This window comes from Tepidimonas taiwanensis, assembly GCF_020162115.1.
Classification (GTDB): Bacteria; Pseudomonadota; Gammaproteobacteria; order Burkholderiales; family Burkholderiaceae_C; genus Tepidimonas; species Tepidimonas taiwanensis.
This window is the reverse complement of sequence record NZ_CP083911.1, coordinates 811,599-829,673: the sequence shown is the minus strand read 5'-3', so window position 1 is coordinate 829,673 and position 18,075 is coordinate 811,599. Positions and strand designations below refer to the sequence as shown.

At 70.9% G+C, this 18,075-nt stretch carries 17 protein-coding genes; 5 read left to right on the top strand and 12 right to left on the bottom strand.

From position 1 onward, the window contains the following. Positions 1–16: 16 nt before the first annotated feature. Positions 17–1,252 (bottom strand): pyridoxal phosphate-dependent aminotransferase, encoded by a 1,236-nt coding sequence (locus tag LCC91_RS03835; RefSeq protein ID WP_143897919.1) that lies wholly within the window; start codon positions 1,250–1,252, stop codon positions 17–19. Positions 1,253–1,327: 75 nt separating this feature from the next. Between LCC91_RS03835 and LCC91_RS03830 the strand changes: the two genes are divergently transcribed. From LCC91_RS03830 to LCC91_RS03820, 3 genes are all read left to right on the top strand, one after another. Further along, a complete protein-coding gene (locus tag LCC91_RS03830; RefSeq protein ID WP_043699978.1) occupies positions 1,328–1,708 on the top strand; it encodes an Mth938-like domain-containing protein in 381 nt (126 codons plus the stop codon). A gap of 157 nt (positions 1,709–1,865) precedes the next feature. Then, the gene (locus LCC91_RS03825) at positions 1,866–2,342 is read left to right on the top strand and encodes a peroxiredoxin (RefSeq protein WP_043699973.1); all 477 of its coding nucleotides are present in this window, start codon (positions 1,866–1,868) and stop codon (positions 2,340–2,342) included. Positions 2,343–2,442: 100 nt separating this feature from the next. After that, positions 2,443–4,284 (top strand): PhoH family protein, encoded by a 1,842-nt coding sequence (locus tag LCC91_RS03820; RefSeq protein ID WP_043699969.1) that lies wholly within the window; start codon positions 2,443–2,445, stop codon positions 4,282–4,284. 63 nt (positions 4,285–4,347) lie between these two features. On the opposite strand, the gene LCC91_RS03815 is transcribed toward LCC91_RS03820, so the two are convergent. The 11 genes from LCC91_RS03815 to queG all read right to left on the bottom strand — a co-directional run bounded on the left by LCC91_RS03815 (position 4,348) and on the right by queG (position 15,726). Next, positions 4,348–4,674 (bottom strand): type II toxin-antitoxin system PemK/MazF family toxin, encoded by a 327-nt coding sequence (locus tag LCC91_RS03815; RefSeq protein ID WP_043699967.1) that lies wholly within the window; start codon positions 4,672–4,674, stop codon positions 4,348–4,350. Further along, entirely contained in the window at positions 4,671–4,868 is a 198-nt protein-coding gene (locus tag LCC91_RS03810) for an antitoxin MazE family protein (protein WP_224441012.1), read from the bottom strand. Before LCC91_RS03810 ends, LCC91_RS03815 begins: the two co-directional genes overlap by 4 nt. 183 nt (positions 4,869–5,051) lie before the next feature. Beyond that, on the bottom strand, positions 5,052–8,135 hold the full coding sequence (locus tag LCC91_RS03805; RefSeq protein ID WP_043699962.1) for an efflux RND transporter permease subunit: 3,084 nt from the start codon (positions 8,133–8,135) through the stop codon (positions 5,052–5,054). Between the two features lie 27 nt (positions 8,136–8,162). After that, the gene (locus LCC91_RS03800; protein WP_224441011.1) at positions 8,163–9,404 is read right to left on the bottom strand and encodes an efflux RND transporter periplasmic adaptor subunit; all 1,242 of its coding nucleotides are present in this window, start codon (positions 9,402–9,404) and stop codon (positions 8,163–8,165) included. Between the two features lie 81 nt (positions 9,405–9,485). After that, positions 9,486–9,920, bottom strand: coding sequence for a ribonuclease HI (rnhA, locus tag LCC91_RS03795; protein ID WP_043699961.1), 435 nt, complete (start codon positions 9,918–9,920; stop codon positions 9,486–9,488). Continuing rightward, positions 9,917–10,732 (bottom strand): class I SAM-dependent methyltransferase, encoded by an 816-nt coding sequence (locus LCC91_RS03790; RefSeq protein WP_224441061.1) that lies wholly within the window; start codon positions 10,730–10,732, stop codon positions 9,917–9,919. The genes rnhA and LCC91_RS03790 overlap by 4 nt, the downstream gene beginning before the upstream one ends. Positions 10,733–10,837: 105 nt before the next feature. Beyond that, entirely contained in the window at positions 10,838–11,794 is a 957-nt protein-coding gene (locus tag LCC91_RS03785; protein WP_043699959.1) for a hypothetical protein, read from the bottom strand. A gap of 165 nt (positions 11,795–11,959) precedes the next feature. After that, the gene (locus LCC91_RS03780; RefSeq protein ID WP_143897921.1) at positions 11,960–12,730 is read right to left on the bottom strand and encodes a hypothetical protein; all 771 of its coding nucleotides are present in this window, start codon (positions 12,728–12,730) and stop codon (positions 11,960–11,962) included. Then, positions 12,727–13,734, bottom strand: coding sequence for an MlaD family protein (locus tag LCC91_RS03775; protein WP_143897923.1), 1,008 nt, complete (start codon positions 13,732–13,734; stop codon positions 12,727–12,729). Before LCC91_RS03775 ends, LCC91_RS03780 begins: the two co-directional genes overlap by 4 nt. Before the next feature lie 6 nt (positions 13,735–13,740). Continuing rightward, positions 13,741–14,517, bottom strand: a complete 777-nt coding sequence (locus LCC91_RS03770; protein WP_043699955.1) for an ABC transporter permease — start codon at positions 14,515–14,517, stop codon at positions 13,741–13,743. Between the two features lie 9 nt (positions 14,518–14,526). Continuing rightward, positions 14,527–15,726 (bottom strand): tRNA epoxyqueuosine(34) reductase QueG, encoded by a 1,200-nt coding sequence (gene queG, locus LCC91_RS03765; RefSeq protein WP_082007522.1) that lies wholly within the window; start codon positions 15,724–15,726, stop codon positions 14,527–14,529. A 143-nt stretch (positions 15,727–15,869) separates the two neighbouring features. Here queG and tsaE point away from each other — a divergent pair, with 143 nt between their 5' ends. Next, complete coding sequence (tsaE, locus tag LCC91_RS03760) at positions 15,870–16,397, top strand: tRNA (adenosine(37)-N6)-threonylcarbamoyltransferase complex ATPase subunit type 1 TsaE (RefSeq protein WP_058616316.1); 528 nt, start codon at positions 15,870–15,872, stop codon at positions 16,395–16,397. Then, on the top strand, positions 16,394–17,806 hold the full coding sequence (locus LCC91_RS03755) for an N-acetylmuramoyl-L-alanine amidase (protein ID WP_043699950.1): 1,413 nt from the start codon (positions 16,394–16,396) through the stop codon (positions 17,804–17,806). Before tsaE ends, LCC91_RS03755 begins: the two co-directional genes overlap by 4 nt. The last annotated feature ends 269 nt before the right edge of the window (positions 17,807–18,075 follow it).

The window sequence follows — 18,075 nt, the reverse complement described above, 5'->3', positions numbered from 1 at the left end:
CAGGGGGGCCAGCGCTTCAGTCGGTACCGTAGCGGCGCCGCAGGTGGCCGAGGAAGCGCGCAATGCGCCCGATCGCCTCGGTCAGGTCGTCCTCGTGCGGCAAAAACACCAGGCGGAAGTGGTCCGGCGTCGGGTAGTTGAAGCCCGTACCCTGCACGATCAGCACCTTTTCCTCGGCCAGCAGGTCGTAGGCGAACTGCTGGTCATCTTCGATCGGGTAAACCTTGGGGTCCAGGCGCGGAAACATGTACAGAGCGGCCTTGGGCTTGACACAGGTGACGCCCGGAATCTCGGTCAGCAGCCGGTGCGCCAGGTCGCGCTGGCGGCACAACCGCCCGCCCGGCGCCACCAGGTCGTTGATGCTCTGGTAGCCGCCCAGCGCCGTCTGGATCGCCAGCTGCCCCGGCGTGTTGGCGCACAGCCGCATCGACGCCAGCATGTTGAGGCCCTCGATGTAGTCTTGGGCGCGGCGCTTGTCGCCGGAGACGATCATCCACCCCGCGCGGTAGCCGCACGAGCGGTAGTTCTTGCTCAGGCCGTTGAACGTCACAAACAGGATGTCGTCCGCCAGCGACGCGATCGAGGTGTGCACGTGGCCGTCGTAGAGCACCTTGTCGTAAATCTCGTCGGCGAAGATGATCAGGCCGTGCTTGCGCGCCAGCGCCACGATCGCCTGCAGCACCTCCACCGGGTACAGCGCGCCGGTGGGGTTGTTGGGGTTGATGACGACGATGCCCTTGGTGCGCGGCGTGATCTTGCGCGCCATGTCGTCCAGGTCGGGGATCCAGCCGTTGGACTCGTCGCACAGGTAGTGCACCGGCGTGCCGCCCGACAGCGACACGGAGGCCGTCCACAGGGGGTAGTCCGGCGCCGGCACCAGGATCTCGTCCCCGGCGTTGAGCAGCGCGTTCATGCTCATCGTGATGAGCTCGCTGGCGCCGTTGCCCAGGTACACGTCGTCCACCGTGACGCCGGCGATGCCCTTTTGCTGCGTGTAGTGCACGATGGCCTTGCGCGGCGCGAACAGGCCCTTGCTGTCGGTGTAGCCAGCCGCCTGCGGCAGGTTGCGGATCATGTCCTGCACGATCTCGTCGGGCGGCTCCAGCCCGAACACCGCCAGGTTGCCGATGTTGAGCTTGATGATCTTGTGCCCGTCTTCCTCCATCTGACGGGCTTTTTCGAGCACGGGGCCGCGGATGTCGTAGCAGACGTTGGCGAGTTTGGCCGACTTGTGGATCACGGGATGCGACATGGCGCGCGCGGGGATGCAAGGGGTGGAACCTATAATTTCACCACAGTTTTTTGGCGATCCCGCCCCGGTCCGTCCATGAAATTTCAGCCCGACCGCATCGACGCACTCGCCATCCAGGCCCATGGCCCGGGGTGGTTGGTAATCGCGGGACAGCGCTACGAGTCGAGCATGATCGTCGGCGCCGACGGGCGGCTCGAGCCGTGGCCGTGCGCGCGCCACGGCGACCTGACGGCCGCGCACTTCGACGCCCTGGCTACTGACGGCACCGAGGTGGTGATCTTCGGCAGTGGCGAGCGGCTGCGCTTCGTGCATCCGTCGCTGCTGGCGGGCCTGATCGCGCGCGGTATCGGCGTCGAGACGATGGACACGATGGCCGCCGCGCGCACCTACAACATCCTGGCGGGCGAGGGACGCCGGGTCGTGGCCGCGCTGCTCATCGAAACGGGCGTGAAATAAGCTAAAATATCACAATGTTCGGCGCAGCCCAACCCCGCTCGTCGCCGAACGCCATCGCGCCGCGTGGTGGCGGGCGCTCACGAGCGGGTGATGGGGTCTTGCGGCGTTTTTCCGGACGCTTCCGACTGACCATCCAACCACGCAGGGGATACGCTCAATGGCCGTCGTCGTCAATAAACCCATTCCCGAATTCGAAGCCAAAGCGACCGGCGGCATCACCGTCACCCACCAGTCCCACCTCGGGCAAACGCTGGTTCTCTATTTTTATCCGAAGGACCACACCCCGGGCTGCACGACCGAGGCGATGCAGTTCCGCGACCGCTACCAGGATTTCGTCGCGGCCGGTGCGGTGGTGTTCGGTGTGTCGCGCGACAACATGAAATCGCACGAGGACTTCAAGGCCAAGCTGGAGCTGCCGTTCGAGCTGATCGCCGACACCGAAGAAAAAATGTGCCACATGTTCGGCGTGGTCAAAAACAAGATCATGTACGGCAAGAAGGTCAAGGGCATCGAGCGCAGCACCTTCCTGATCAGCCCCGAGGGCATCCTCTTGCAGGAGTGGCGCGGCATCAAGGTGCCGGGTCACGTCGACGAGGTGCTCAAGGCCGTGCAGATGCTGGAGAAAGTGGCCTGACCGACCGGCCACACGCGACACGAGGGACCCGGCGCGGGTCCCTTGTCGTTTGGAGGCCACGCTGCCGCGGTGAGAGGCGTTTTTCTGGCATCATCGTCTTATGCCATTGCCTCCCCCTCCGCGCCGCAAGGCGGACCGTGTCCAACTGAAACCCTCCCCGCGTGCTCGTGACGCCGAAGCGGACGAACGCGTCCTCGACGCCCTGTCGGCGGCGTCCCCTGTATCGGCTGGCGAAGGGGACGCCGCTGCGGTGTCCGCGGCCCCGTCGTCCTCCCCTGCCCCGGCGCCTGCCGCAACCGGCGGGCCGTCGCGGCGCACGCGGCGCCGCCAGGCGGCAGTCGGGGCGGTCGAAACAGCCGCGGCCGATACGGCGGTTGCCGATACCGCCGCGGCCCCGATTGCGGAAGCACTGCCTCAGGCCGTGGGTACCCCCGGAAACGGAATGCCCCCCACCACGCCGCCGCAGGTGCCCGCCACGCCACGCACCACCCCAGCCACCCCAGCTCGCGCGGCCACCCCGCGCCGCGCACCGCACCGCCGTCACGGCGCCGGCCCGCGCAAGCTGTTCGTGCTGGACACCAACGTGCTGATGCACGACCCGAGCAGCCTGTTCCGCTTCGAAGAACACGACATCTTCCTGCCGATGATCGTGCTGGAGGAGCTGGACAACAACAAGAAGGGCATGAGCGAGGTCGCGCGCAACGCGCGGCAGGCCAGCCGCTCGCTCGACGCGCTGGCCGCGCACGTCGGCGGCGACATCCGCCCCGGGGTGCCGCTGTCCGCGCTGGGCAACACCGAGGCCACCGGCACGCTCTTCTTCCAGACCGAGCCGCTGCCCGCCGAGCTGCCCGCCGGTATCCCGCAGGGCAAGGCCGACAACCAGATCCTGTCGGTCGTGCAGGCGCTCAAGGCGCGGCACCCGGAGCGCGACGTCGTGCTGGTGTCCAAGGACATCAACATGCGCATCAAGGCGCGCGCGCTGGGGCTGGCCGCGGAGGATTATGAAAACGACAAGGTGCTCGACGACGCCGAGCTGCTCTACACCGGTACGCTGGCGTTGCCCGCCGACTTCTGGGCGCAGCAGGGGCAGTCGGTGCAGAGCTGGCAGCAGGGCGGCCACACGTTCTACCGCATCACCGGAGCCGTGGTCGACGCGCTGCTGCTCAACCAGTTCGTCTACTACGAGGCGCCGGGTGAGCCACCGCTGTACGCGCGCGTGGTCGAGCTGCGCGGCCGCAGCGCGGTGCTGCGCACGGTCAAGGACTACACCCACCTGAAAAACGCCGTCTGGGGCGTGACGGCGCGCAACCGCGAGCAGAATTTTGCGCTCAACCTGCTGATGGATCCGGAGGTCGATTTCGTCACGCTCGCGGGCACGGCCGGTACTGGCAAGACGCTGATGGCGCTCGCCGCCGGGTTGACACAGGTGCTGGATGAGCGCCGCTACACCGAGATCATCATGACCCGCGCCACGGTCAGCGTCGGCGAAGACATCGGCTTCCTGCCCGGCACCGAAGAAGAAAAGATGGGACCGTGGATGGGGGCGCTGGACGACAACCTCGAATTCCTCGCCAAGGGGCACGGCAACACCGCGGGTGAATGGGGACGCGCGGCGACCAACGACCTGATCCGCAGCCGCATCAAGATCAAGAGCATGAACTTCATGCGCGGGCGCACGTTCCTCAACAAGTACGTCATCATCGACGAGGCGCAGAACCTCACGCCCAAGCAGATGAAGACGCTCATCACGCGTGCCGGCCCCGGGACCAAGCTGGTGTGCATGGGCAACCTCGCGCAGATCGACACGCCCTACCTGACCGAGGGCTCGTCCGGGCTGACCTACGTCGTCGACCGCTTCAAGGGCTGGCCACACGGCGGGCACGTGACACTCGCGCGCGGCGAGCGCTCGCGCCTAGCGGACTTCGCCAGCGAGGTGTTGTAAGGAGGGCAATCTCCCCGCCTTTTTCTCGATCGGGCGATCGAACGGCCCTGGGCAGGCGGGCCGTCACTTGGCGATGCCCAGAAATATCGCCAGGCACCGTTCGACTTGGATGAGGATATTCGCATCGAGGTGGCCAAATGCCGGCCCCAGCTTGTCGCGCCGAACCGTCACGGCCTTGTCGATCATGACCTGCGAGGGCCGATGCAAGCCATTGTCGGCGCTGGGTTGGACCATCACGCGCAGCAGCGGCGCCTCCACCAGCGTACTCGTCAGGGGCAGCACGGTCACGCTGTCGAGTTCGCCAAACAGATCCGCCTGAATCACCAGCGCGGGACGTGGCTTGCCAAAGTCACCCTGCATCGCAATGGTGACCAGGTCGCCCCGCTTCATGCCGTCCAGCCATCCACGTCTGCCGCTGCCGCGTCCATCAGTGTGTGCAGTTGCGTGTCGGCTCGATCCGCCTGCGCCACCCGCAGGCCCTGTCGCCGACACTCCTGCGCAAAGTCGGGACGACGCGTGTCCGGCACCCAGATTTGCACCAGACGAAACCCCGCTTGGCGCATCTGCCGGCGATGCTTTTGCATCCGCTCAGTCGCGGGTGTCCCCATAGTCACCCCCAGTCACTTGTCACATGATGCGGGCATGTTACGCGATCTGGAGGCGGCCCGCAACGCGCGTGGGGGCACGCGCTTTGGGGCAACACGAGCGTGCGGCACACGAATGGTCGTCAGAACGATCTTCCGTGACGGTGCACGCGGGTGCGGAGATCAATGGCCGCTCGCCGTCGCGGGTTGCCCGACCTCGACGGCCGTGCGATCCGGCCCCGGAATGCGCCGCCGCGCCAGCAGCAGGTACATCGTCGGCACGACGAAGATCGTCAGCAGCGTGCCCACGCTCATGCCACCGACGATCACCCAGCCGATCTGCTGACGGCTCTCGGCCCCGGCGCCGCTGGCCAGCGCGAGTGGAATTGCCCCCAGCACCATCGCGCCAGTGGTCATCAGGATCGGGCGCAGGCGCAGGGCCGCGGCTTCGCTCACGGCGTCGTGCAGCGCGCGCCCCTGCTGGCGCAGCTGGTTGGCGAACTCGACGATCAGGATGCCGTGCTTGGTGATCAGCCCCACCAGCGTCACCAGGCCGATCTGGCTGAAGACGTTGAGCGTGCCGCCGCTGAATTTGAGCGCGGCCAGCGCCCCCAGCATCGACAACGGCACCGACAGCAGGATGATGAAGGGGTCGACGAAGCTTTCGAACTGCGCGGCCAGCACCAGGTAGATGAACACCAGGGCCAGCACGAACACCAGCGCCAGCGAACCGGACGCGGCACGGAACTCGCGGCTGGAACCGTTGAGGTCCGTGGTGTAGCCCTCCGGCAGCACCTCGCGCGCGATCTCGTCCATCACGCGCAGCGCCTCGCCCAGTGCGAAGTCCGGTGCCAGGTTGGCGGTGAGGGAGGCGCTGCGCCGCTGCGCGAAGTGGTTGAGCTCGCGCGGCACCACCACCTCCTGCACGCGCACGACCGCCGACAGCGGCACCATCGCGTTGTTGCGGCCGCGCACGTAGAGGCGGTCGATGTCGTGCGGGGTGCTGCGCTGGGCCGCGTCGGTCTGCACGATGACGTCGTACTGTTCGCCCTCGCGCTTGTAGCGCCCGACGACACGGCCGCCCAGCATGGTCTCGACCGTGCGCGCGACGGCATCGACACTGACGCCCAGCGCCGCCGCACGCTCGCGATCCACTTCCAGCCGCAGCTCGGGCTTGTTCATGCGCAGGTCGGTGTCCACCTGCAAAAAGCCCGGGTACTGCGCCATGCGGCGCTGAAACTCCGCCACCACGCGGGCGAGGTTGGCGTAGCTGTCGCTGGTCGTGATGACATAGTTGAGCGGCCGCTCGCGAAAGCCCTGGCCCAGCGACGGCGGCGTGATCGGAAACGCCGTCACGCCGGGCAGCGCGGCGATGCGCGGTGCCATTTCGCGCGCCAACTCGAGCGTGCTGCGCTCACGTTCCTCCCACGGCTTGGCGCGGAAGAACACCGTCGCCTGCGACACCGTGGGGTTGCCGATCAGCGCAAAGATGCGGTCGAACTCCGGGTACTCAGCGCCGATGCGCTCGATCATCGCCGCATAACGGGACGTGTAGGCGGCGGTGGCCCCGTCCGGGGCGTTGACGACGTTGAGGATGACGCCGCGGTCCTCCAGCGGGGCGAGTTCCTGCTTGGTCGTGCGCAGCAGCCACCAGCTCGCCGCGGCGCTGGCGAGCATCAGCCCCACCACCGCCCAGCGCCAGCGCAGCGCCACGTCCAACGCGCGCGCGTAGCCGCGCGTGAGCGCCTGCAGCGCACGCTCCATCGTGCGGTCGAACCAGCCAGGCCGCGCCTGGTGCCGCAGCAGCTTGGCGCACATCATCGGGGAGAGCGTCAGCGCGACGAACCCCGACACCAGCACCGCGCCGGCGAGCGCCAGGGCGAACTCCGCGAACAGGCGGCCGGTGCGCCCGGGGGTCAGCGCCAGCGGCGCATACACCGCGGCGAGCGTCAGCGTCATCGCGACGACCGCAAACGCGATCTCGCGCGAGCCCTTGATGGCGGCGGCCAGCGGCGTCATCCCCTCCTCGATGTGACGGTGGATGTTCTCCAGCACGACGATGGCGTCGTCCACCACCAACCCGATGGCCAGCACCAGCGCCAGCAGCGTCAGCGTGTTGATGGAAAACCCGAACAGCGCCATCAGCGCGAACGCCCCGATGAGGCTGACAGGAATCGTCACCAGCGGGATGATGGAGGCGCGCACGGTGCGCAAAAAGAGCACGATGACCAGCGTCACCAGCACCACGGCTTCCAGAATCGTCTGGTAGACCGCGCGGATCGAGCGGTCGATGAAGACCGAGTTGTCGTTGGCCACCTGCACGTCGATGCCAGGGGGCAAGTCGCGCTGCACGCGTTCCAGCAAGCCACGCACACTGGCGGAGAGCTCCAGCGGGTTGGCCGTCGCCTGGCGGATCACGCCCAGCGACACCGTGTCGCGGCCGTTGAGCCGTACAGAAGTGCGCTCGTCGGCCGCGCCCTGCACGACCTCGGCCACGTCACCGATGCGCACCGGCAGCCCGCCGACGGTGCGGATCGTGATGTCGGCGAACTCGCGCGCCGTGCGCAGGTCGGTCGCCGCGGTGACGTTGAATTCGCGCTGACGGCTCTCGACGCGGCCGGCCGGCACCTCCAGGTTGGCGCGGCGCAGCGCGTCCTCGACGTCCTGCACCGTCAGCCCGTAGGCCGCGAGGCGGTCCGGATCCGGGCGGATGCGCATCGCGAAACGCCGCTCGCCATAAATGCGCACCTCGGCCACGCCGGTGGCCGTCTGCAGCACCGGCTTGGCGATGCGGTTGGCCAGATCCGTCAGCTCCAGCGGCGAGTAGCGGTCGGACGACAGCGCGATCCAGATGACCGGAAAGGCGTCGGCCTCCACCTTGGCCACGACGGGCTCGTCGACCGACTGCGGCAGGCGGGCACGCACGCGCGCGACCTTGTCGCGCACCTCGGCGGCCGCCGCATCGGGGTCGCGCTCGAGCCGGAAGCGCACGCTGATCTGGCTTTGCTCCGGCCGGCTGATCGAGGTGATGACATCCACCCCCTCGATGCCGGCGAGCGAATCCTCCAGCACCTTGGTGACGGTGGACTCGATCACCTCGCTGGAAGCACCGGCCAGGCGCGTCGAGACCGTGACGACGGGCTCGTCGATCTTCGGGTATTCGCGCACCGACAGGTTCTGGAACGACACCCAGCCGATGAGCACGATGAGCAGCGACAGCACCGTGGCGAAGACCGGGCGGCGGATGCTGATTTCGGGCAGTTGCATCGCAGGCTCCGTTGGCGTCGTCGCGGATCAGGACGCCGCGGCGCCCGGCTGAGCGGTCGGTGGCCGACCACCTTGCGCGGGGTCGAGCACGCGTACCGGGGTGCCGTCCTTTTGCAACCGCTGCTGCCCGGCCACGACGATGGTGTCCCCTGCCTGCAGCCCCTGCAGCACCTGCACCTCGCCGTCGCGGCGCAGCCCCAGCCGCACCGCCACGCGCTCGGCCTGCGCGGGGTTGCCATCGGCGGCGGGCCGCACGCGCCAGACCCAGAACTGTTGCCCCTGGGGCACGATGGCCTCTTCCGGCACCAGCAGGGCCGCGTCGTCACGGCCCAGCGTCAGCGCCACGCGCACGAACATGCCGGGCTGCAGGCCGGGCTGGCCCGCCTCGAGCTGCGCGCGCACGATGAGCGCGCGCCCGTCGGCGTCCAGCGCCGGGTCGATCGCGACGACGCGCGCGCGCAGCGGCGCCTCAGGCCGTGCATCGGCCGTCAGCTGCAACACTTGGCCCAGGCGCACCCGCGGCTGCAGCCGCTCCGGCAGGCGAAAGTCCACCACCAGTCGCGACGTGTCTTCCAGGTGCACGAGTTCCGTGCCGTCCTTGACGTACTCGCCGACGTGGACGCTGCGGATGCCCGCGACGGCATCGAACGGCGCGAGCAGCCGCATGCGCTGCAGGCGCGCCTGCGCCAGCGCCACCTGGGCCTCGGCCACCTGCACCGCGGCGCGGCTCTCGTCCAGCACACGCTGGGCGACAAAACCCTGCGCCACCAGCTCTTCGTTGCGGCGCAGGTTGGCCCGCTGCACGGCGAGCTGCGCCTCGGCCTGCGCCAGTTCCGCGCGCTGCAGCGTGTCGTCGAGCTGGAACAGCAACTGCCCCTTGCGCACCGGGGCGCCGTCGGCAAACCCGATCGCGACGATGCGGCCAGCAACCTCCGGTCGCACGGCGACGCGCTGGCGCGCGTTGAGCGTGCCGACCGCCTGGGCTTCCTCGACGATCGAGGCGGTGCGCACGGTGGCGACCTCCACCGCGGGCGGTCCGCCCCGTCCGCCGGGTCCGCCACCGGGCCCCGCCCCCCCGGGGCGGCCGGGAGCCCCGCCCGGCTGCGGCGCCGCACCCGCCGCACCGGGGCCACCGGCCGCGGGAGCACCCGCACGCGGCGGTTCGGACGGGGCGGCGGGGCCCCGACGCTGCCACCACCAGGCGGCAGCGGCCAGCCCCACCAGCAGGACGATGGCAACGACGGCGATCGGTCGTGCGCGCGACGGCATGGACATCTCCCCGAATGTCAGGCGAAGCCCCGACTGTAGCCCAGCGACGTTGCGGGCGTGTAAACGGTGGGACAAGCCCGCTCAGCGCGGCACACCGCGGTTGGCGAGCGCGTCCGCGCGTTCGTTGCCGGGGTCGCCCGCGTGGCCGCGCACCCAGTGCCACTCGATCTGGTGGCCACGGCCCTGCACCAGCTCGTCCAGCCGCCGCCACAGGTCCGCGTTTTTCACCGGCTGGCCGGCGGCGGTCTTCCAACCGCGCCGCTTCCAGTTCGGCAGCCATTCGGTGATGCCCTTGCGCACGTACTCGCTGTCGAGGTAGAGCCGAACGCGGCACGGGCGCTTGAGCGCTGCGAGCGCCTCGATGACGGCGGTGAGCTCCATGCGGTTGTTGGTCGTCTCGCGCTCGCCGCCCCAGAGCTCCTTTTCCGCCTCGCCGGCGCGCAGCAGCGCCCCCCAGCCGCCCGGGCCGGGGTTGCCCTTGCAGGCCCCGTCGGTATAGATCGTGACGTCCGTCATATGGTCGAGCGATCGCGGTCGCGGCGGGCGACGACGGCCGGTGCCGCCGCCGCGCGCGTCGGCCGCCACGCGGGACCGAGCAGGTGCAGCCCGCGCACGCGCTTGACCGCGACGATGAAATAGACCGCGCCCAGCATCGGCCACCAGCGCGCGCCCAACCGGTCCATCCACGCGGTGCGCTGCAGCCAGCGTTCGGTGACGACCGCCGGGCGGTAGCAGCCGTGTTCGGTTGCCGCGACCTCGAAGCTCAGCAGCCGCAGCCAGTCGCGCAGGCGCCACGGCCCGATGAAGGCGCCCGCCTCCGGCAGGTACAGGCGCGCGCAGCGGGTTCGCCCAAGCCCCAGGCGTTGGGCCGCGCGTGCGCGGAACTGCCGCAGCCCCCACAGGCTCGCCGGATTGAGGCCGGTCACGATGACGCGGCCGTTGGGCACCAGCACGCGCTCCACCTCACGCAGCACCGCATGCGGGTCGGCGCTGAGCTCCAGCGTGTGCGGCAACAGCACGAGGTCGAGGCTCGCCGCCGGAAACGGCAGCGCCGCCGCGTGCGTCACGAGGTCGACGGCGCGCGGCCTGCCGGCTTCGCCGTCCGCTCCCACGCCCCCTACTCCCTCCCCGTTGCCGTTGCCGGCCACGGGAGCCTCCGGCAGCGCGAGCCAGCGATGCGGCATGCGGTTGCCCGCGAGCGCGTCGAGCTGCGGCAGCCCGAGCTGCAGGGCGTGGTAGCCGAACGCGTCGGCCACGGCCGCCGCGTAGCGCTCGCGCTCCCAGTCGAGCAGGTAGCGACCGGGCGGGGTCTGAAACCACGCAGCCAGCGCTTCGCCCAACCGGGCGGGCGGCGGGGGCTCGCCCGACGGGCCCGACCCACACGGTTCGGGGTCGGACACGCCCGGTGTCCGCGGCGCGTCGGTCATCGCCGCTCAGTCGACCTCGACCGAAGCCGGGGGCACCGTGTCCGCCGCCTCGCCGAGCACGGTGGCGCGCACCATCTCGCGCATCAGGCGTTTTTCCGGGAAGCTCAGGTTGCGGCCCAGTTCACGCCGGACCTGCATCAGGATACGACGGTCGGTCTCGGGCGGCACACCGCGCTGGTCGCGCATCGCGTCGGCGAGGTCGAGCCGCTCGTCCTCGGACGCCTCGGCCCACCACGATTCGATGATGCGCGCCACCTGTGCGCGCCAGGCCTCGTCGGGCTCGGCGGCGGGCTCGCGCGGCACTGCCGGGCCAAAGGTTGCGGCGCCCTCGCCCTCCTCCGCCTCCGTGCCGCTGGTGCGTAACCCGCCATACGGCGTGCCGGGGGTGGTGAGCGCGTTCCAAGCCGCCACGGGCATCGCCACGCGGCGGTCGGCCTGCATCAGCAGGCGTGCCCAGCTCGGGTCATCCGCGGCCAACCGCGCGAAATCGTGCACCGCGTCATCGGCCACCAGCACGACCCGGGCCCCGTGCGCCTGGGCCTCGTCGATGTAGGGGATGAGCCGCTCGTCGTCGCTGGCAACGAGCAGCCACGCCGCCCCGTGGCGGGCGAGCTGCACCAGCTCCTGCCCCATCGCGCGCACCAGCGACAGGCCGCCATCGGTGGCGTGTCGCGGCACCTGCCGCAGCACGAGGTCGTCGAACAACTCGGTCGGCGCGGTGTCGCTGTAGAGCACGGTGCGCAACAGCGGCGCTTCCGCACCGGCCAGGCGCGCCAGATGCGCCATCACCGCCGACAGCGGCGCCCGCTGCAAGGTCACGCGCTCGTTACCGGTCACCTGGGCCGCGAGCCAGGCGAGAAACCGTTCGTCGACCAGTGCCACGACGGTGGCAGCGCCAGCGTCGGCGCCATTGGCACCACGACGCAGGGCGGAACGCTTGTGCAGGGGGTATTTGGTTTTCATGGTGGGTAAGGGCGCGCGGTGGGCGGCCGCAGAGCCGCACCCGCATAAAAACGCCATAAAAAAGTGCAAAAACGGAAAAAACGGCGAAGTACCGTGGCGCGATTGTGCCGCAAAACCGGCACCGGTTGCAGCCCCTCGGGTCGGCGTGCAAACCAGCCGGGCAGATCAGCGCGGCAGCGACGACGGCGACGCGGGTACCGGTCTGGCGGCTTCCGTTTCGCCCAGCACCCACTGCAGCCGCCGCCGCGCGCGGGCCGCACCCTCCACATCGCCGGCCGCGTCGGCCAGCCGTGCCTGCACCCCCAGCCACACCGCCAGCGGCTGCCGCCACCCCTCGGCGGACGCGGTGTCGACCAGCAACGCCACCCCTTCAGCGTCCAACCGACCCGCGCGCCACGCAACCGCGCCGGCGACCAGGCGCGCCAACGGATCCTCGATGGCGGCCAGCGCCGGCGTGAGCGCCGCGGGCGGGGCGCCCTCGGCCAACAGCCGCGCGATGGGCCGGTGCGGTACGGGCAGCGCCTCGTGAACCGCGGTCGCGCTCCCGTCGCCGGCGGACGCGGGGATGTCCGGCACGCCGAGATAAGCCGCGTAGGCCCGCTCGGCCGCGCCCGCATCGGGAAGGTAGGGCTCGGCTGCGGCACATCCCTCCCCGCGCAACACGACGGTCTCCACCGCACACCGTGCCAGCGCGATGCGCGCCAGCACGTCGGCCTGAGCGGCCGCCGCCGCGGCCTGCGCCGCCAGCCGCCACTGCTGCTCGGCCACGCGTGTGCGCCCGGTCAGCGCCGCCGCCGTGGCCTGCTCGACCCGGTTGCGGGTTTCGATGCGCCACGCCGGTGCGGATGTGCCCGCACACCCGGCCAATGCCGCCACCACGGCACCGATGAGCAGCGCGGCGGCAAGGCGGCTTCCCCGAAGACCCCTCGTCGTCATGGCAGGCGCACCTCGCTCTCGCGTACGAACGGCCAGCGGCGCTGGATATCGACGATCATGCCGTCGACGCGCTGCAGCGTCGCCTCCACCTCGGCCCGCAGGGCGTCGAGGTCCGTCGTCGCCGCGCGGGTGTTCGCGGCGATACCGTGGGCTTCGACCAACACCGCGTCGACGCGCTGCAGCGTGCCGCGCAGGCCAACGAGCAACTCGCGCGCCTGCTGCACCGTCGCCTGCACCTCGTCGGCGAGGCCCTGCGGGCCCAGCACCCGCTCGTCCGCGCGCTGCACGAGGGCTTCGACGCGCTGGGCGGCCGCCGTCGCCTGCTGAAGCAGCCGGCGGGTGTCGTCCAGCGCCGCGGTGACGCGGGCGCGATCCGCGTCGCTGCCCATCACGACGCCAAGCACGCCCGCCTCGCCGTTGGCCTTCGCCAGCAGCGCGCGCAGCTCGCGCAGGCTAACGTTGAGCGGCGCGTCGTTGTCGGTCATCGCGCGCAACTGCTCCAGCAGCTCGCGCGCGGTGTTGACGGCCCGCGGCAGGTCCGCCAGCGCGTCACCCCGCAGCACACGACGCTCGGCGCCGTCGGGTAGCAACGGCCCCTCCAGCACGCCCGTGTAAGCCCGCAGCCGTGTGCCGCCGACGATCCCCCGCTCCATCGTGAACACGCTGCCCTCACGCAGCCAGTGCGCGTCACGCCGCGCGACATCGACGACGATGCGCACCGCGCCGTCGGGCGCCAGTTCGATGCGCCGCACGCGCCCGATCGGAAAGCCGGAAAACGTCAGGTCCATCCCGACGGTCACCCCTTCCGCGTCGTCGGTGACGAGCACGAGCGTCTGGGTCGACTCGAACACGCCGCGCGCGTACAGCAGGTAGCCCGCGGCGCCCAGCAACAACGCCGCCAGCAGCACCAGCAGCGCCCGGGCACGGCGCTCCACCGCCGGCGCCGCCGGGGTGGCGTCCGCCGGTTCGGTGCCGGTCGGGGGAAGGGCGGGATCGTCGCGCATACGGGCTCAATAATAGTTGCCGATCAGGGACAGCAGCTCGACCGCCAGCAGCACCGCGGTTGTGCGCACCAGCGCCCGCAAGTCGCCTGCCGGCGTCGCCTCGAACGCCGCGGCGAGCGGCACGACCGACACCGCCAGTGCAAAGCCCAGCGTCTTGAGCACGAAGATCAGCGTGACCGCCGGGTCGAAGATGTGGCCGACGGCGCGCGTGTAGCCCGGCAGGGCCCACGGGGTGAAGCCGTACAGGTTGAGGTAGGCCAGCACCAGCGCCACCGCGGCGCTCAGCAGCACCAGCAGCAGCGTCACGAGCACCGCGGCCAGCACCCGCGGCACGGCCAGCTCACGCAACGGATCCTGCCCCGCACGCTGCAGCGCGTCGAATGTGCCGTCCCCGCGCCAGCGCCTCAGGACCTGGCCGTGGCCCACCGTCACGCGCATCAGCACGAACAGCGCGGCCGACAGCGGGATCAGCTCCAGCACCAGCACCCGCACGACCATCTCCACCGCATAGGGCGTGAGGCCATAGCCGACCGCGGTGACGACGACGATGCGGATCAGCACCTGACCGAACAGTGTGGACAACACCGCGTACCACCAGACGGTGGGCGCGGCGGCCGCGACGAGCTGGTGGGCCAGCGCCTGCCAGCGCGGTCCGGTGTACGTGGCGCGCATGCACGCCCACGCGAGCACACGGCCGGTCAGCCGCAGCAGCGCACCCCAGTGCGCCCAGCGCTGGGCCCAGGCCGACAGGCGGTCGCGGGTGGGCAGCGGTGGAGCGGACATGCCGTGATCTTACGGTGCTTCCAGCGCCCACGCGACGTGCTCGCGCACGAGCGGCGGCGTCGCGGGGTCGTCTCGTGCGGGCGCCAGCGCCGCCGCGATCGCGGCCGCCGCGGCGGTGTCCCCGCTGTCGCGGGCGGCGGCGCGCGCGTTACCCAGCGCCACCGCGAGGTTGCGGCGCCAGCGCCCGTAACCGATGCGCCGGATCGCGCTGCCCTCGGTGTGCCGCAAAAAATCGGCCTCGTCCCACGCCCACAGCGCCAGCAGCCGCGGCGCCGCAAACGGCGCGCGCACGTCGAAATCGGACAGCGCGCTGCGCCGGGCGTACTTGTTCCACGGACAGACGAGCTGGCAGTCGTCGCAGCCGTAGATGCGGTTGCCGATCGCGCGCCGCAGCGCCGGCGGAATCGGCCCGTCGTGCTCGATCGTCAGGTACGAGATGCAGCGCCGCGCGTCCAGCCGGTACGGCGCGACGATCGCCTGCGTCGGACAGACGTCCAGACACGCGCGGCAGCGGCCGCAGTGCGCCGGCGCTGGCGGTGTCGGCGGCAACGCCCGGTCGACGTAGATCTCGCCCAGAAAGAACATCGACCCCGCGTCGCGCTGCAGCAGCAGCGTGTGCTTGCCGCGCCAGCCCAGCCCGGCACGCGCGGCCAGCTCCACCTCCAGCACCGGCGCGGAATCGGTGAAGACCCGGTAGCCCAGCGGCGGCCCGGCGGGGTCTTCGGCCCGCAGCGCCGCGTCGATGCGCTCCGCCAGCCGCTGCAGGCGCTGGCGCAGCACCTTGTGGTAGTCCCGCCCGCGGGCGTAGAGCGACACGGTGGCCGCGTGCGGATCGCCCAGCCGCGCCCACTCGCGCGCGCGCCAGTCCGGCGGCGCGTTACGCGGCAGATAGTCCATCCGCACCGTGATGACACTCACCGTCCCCGGCACGAGCTCCGCGGGGCGTGCCCGGCGCAGCCCGTGCCGCGCCATGTAGTCCATCTGCCCGTGAAAACCCGCCGCGAGCCACGCGAGCAGCCCCGGCTCGGCCGACGCCAGATCGACGCCGCTGACGCCGATCTGAGAAAATCCCAGATCGCGCGCCCACGCCCGGATGCGGTCGAGCAGCGGAATGTGGGATGCGGTGGTGGGCGGTGTCCCCGGAACTTTAGCTGCGATAGCGCCGCCGGCCCCGGCGGCCCGCGGCGGGGTCGGTGCGGCGGTCGCCATGCCAACGCTGAGCGCAGCGGGGGCTGCCACAGACCCGGACACCCTTTGAGGGTCCGGGGCATTGGGGGGCACGGCGGTCATGCAGACCCCGTCCGAGCCCTCGTCAGAGCCATCATTTGCATGCGTGCCGATTGTAAAAAGCGATGTCCGTCTCTGCATCTGCCGCGAACGCTCCCGCGCTGACCTGGACAGCGGTCACCGAGGATGACACCGCGCGCCTGGCGCAGCAGCTGGCGCAGGCCATGGGCGCGCAGCCCGCGCTCGCCGACGCGCTGCTGACGCTGCGCGGTAACCTGGGGGCGGGCAAGACCACCTTCGTGCGCCACCTGTTGCGCGCGCTGGGCGTGACGGGCCGCATCAAGAGCCCCACCTACGCGCTCGTCGAGCCGTACGAGCTGCCTGCGACGGCGGCGCGGGCCGGCGCGCCCCTGCCGGCGTGGCACGCGGACCTGTACCGCTTCGACGACCCACGCGAGTGGGAGGACGCGGGCCTGCGGGAACTGTTCGCCACCCCCGGGCTCAAGCTCGTCGAGTGGCCCGAAAAGGCCGCCACCCTGCTGCCAATGGCCGACCTCGACCTGCACTTCCTGCACGATGGCGACGACGCCCGCCGCATCGTCGTCGCCGCCCCAACCGCGCGCGGCGCGCAACTGCTGGCGGCGCTGGCATGACGGCCCCGCGGGACCCCGGTCGCCGGCAGGCGCTGCGCGGATGGCGCGCGCTGCTGCTGGCGCTCGGTGCCGGCGGCTTGGCGTGGCCCGTGTGGGCGGCGCGCGTGCTCGGCGTGCGGGTGTGGCCCGCGCGCGACTACACCCGGGTCACGATCGAATCGGACACCGCGCTGCAAGCCACACCGGTGTACGTCGCTGACCCGCCCCGCCTCGCGGTGGACATCCGCGGCGCGGACCTGCTGCCCAGCCTGCAGGAACTGGTGCGGCGCGTGCAGCCCGATGACCCGTTCGTCGAGCGGGTGCGCGTCGGGCTCTACAACGCCGAGACGGTCCGGCTCGTGCTCGACCTGAAGCAGCCGGTCGGGCCCCAGGTCTTTCAGCTCGACCCCGTGGCGGCTTACCAGCACCGGCTGGTGCTGGACCTATACCCGCTGACGCCTCCCGACCCGCTGGAGGAACTGATCGCCCGCCACCTCGCGGGCCAGCCGACTTCGCCGCCGCCACCGGGTGGCGCACCGGCCCACGACCCGATCGCCGAGCTGATCGAGCGCCGGCTGCAGCGCGAGATGACCGAGGCACCGGCGCGCGGTGCCCCACCGTCCCGGCCGGCTCCCCCCGCCGACGGCACGGCACGCAGCGCGACGGCGCCCGGTGCGTCGCCCACCGCCGCCCGCCGCCCCGCGGCCGAACGGCTCATCATCGTCGCGCTCGACCCCGGCCACGGTGGCGAGGACCCGGGCGCGATCGGCCCAGAGGGCACGCGCGAGAAGGACGTCGTGCTGGCCATCGCGCGCCGGCTGCGCGACCGGCTCGACGGTACCCGCATCAACGGCAACCCGGTGCGCGTCTTCATGACGCGCGATGACGACTACTTCGTCCCGCTGCACGTGCGGGTACAGAAAGCCCGCCGCGTGCAGGCGGACCTGTTCGTCAGCATCCACGCCGACGCCTTCTTCTCGCCGCGTCCGCGCGGGGCGAGCGTCTACGCGCTCAGCCCGCGCGGGGCGTCGAGCGCCGCCGCGCGCTGGCTGGCCAACCAGGAAAACGCCGCGGACCGCGTCGGCGGCCTGCCCGTCGCAGTCAAGGACACCGCCGTGCAGCGTGCACTGCTCGACATGAGCATGACCGCGCAGATCAACGACAGCCTCTCGCTCGGCGCCACGCTGCTGCGCGAGCTCGACCGCGTTGGCGACCTGCACAAACCCCGCGTCGAGCAGGCGGGCTTCGCGGTGCTGCGCGCGCCCGACATCCCGAGCGTGCTGGTGGAAACAGCGTTCATCAGCAACCCGGACGAGGAGCGGCGGCTGCGCGACCCGGCGTTCCAGGCCCGCATGGCCGAGGCACTGGCGCGCGGTATCCAGCGCTATTTCGAACGCAACCCGCCCCTTGCGCGCAACCGCGCGACCTGAGTGGCTATCGTTCTGACACGATTTGTGTTCCCGCACCGCGCCCTGCTTGCGTGATGGATGCGGGCGATTCAAGACAATCTCGTGCCGGAGCCACCCCCCCCCTTCGGGTGCCTCGCCCGAACGGAAAAACCGAGATCGCATCCGGCGCCTCTTACACCACTTGCGGGGACACGACCCACCGTTTCATGCCCACGACGGCGGTGCGGTTGTGCGCGGGAGGCATCTGCGGCGATGTGGTGTGGACTGGCGTCCGACATCCCTGATCGACC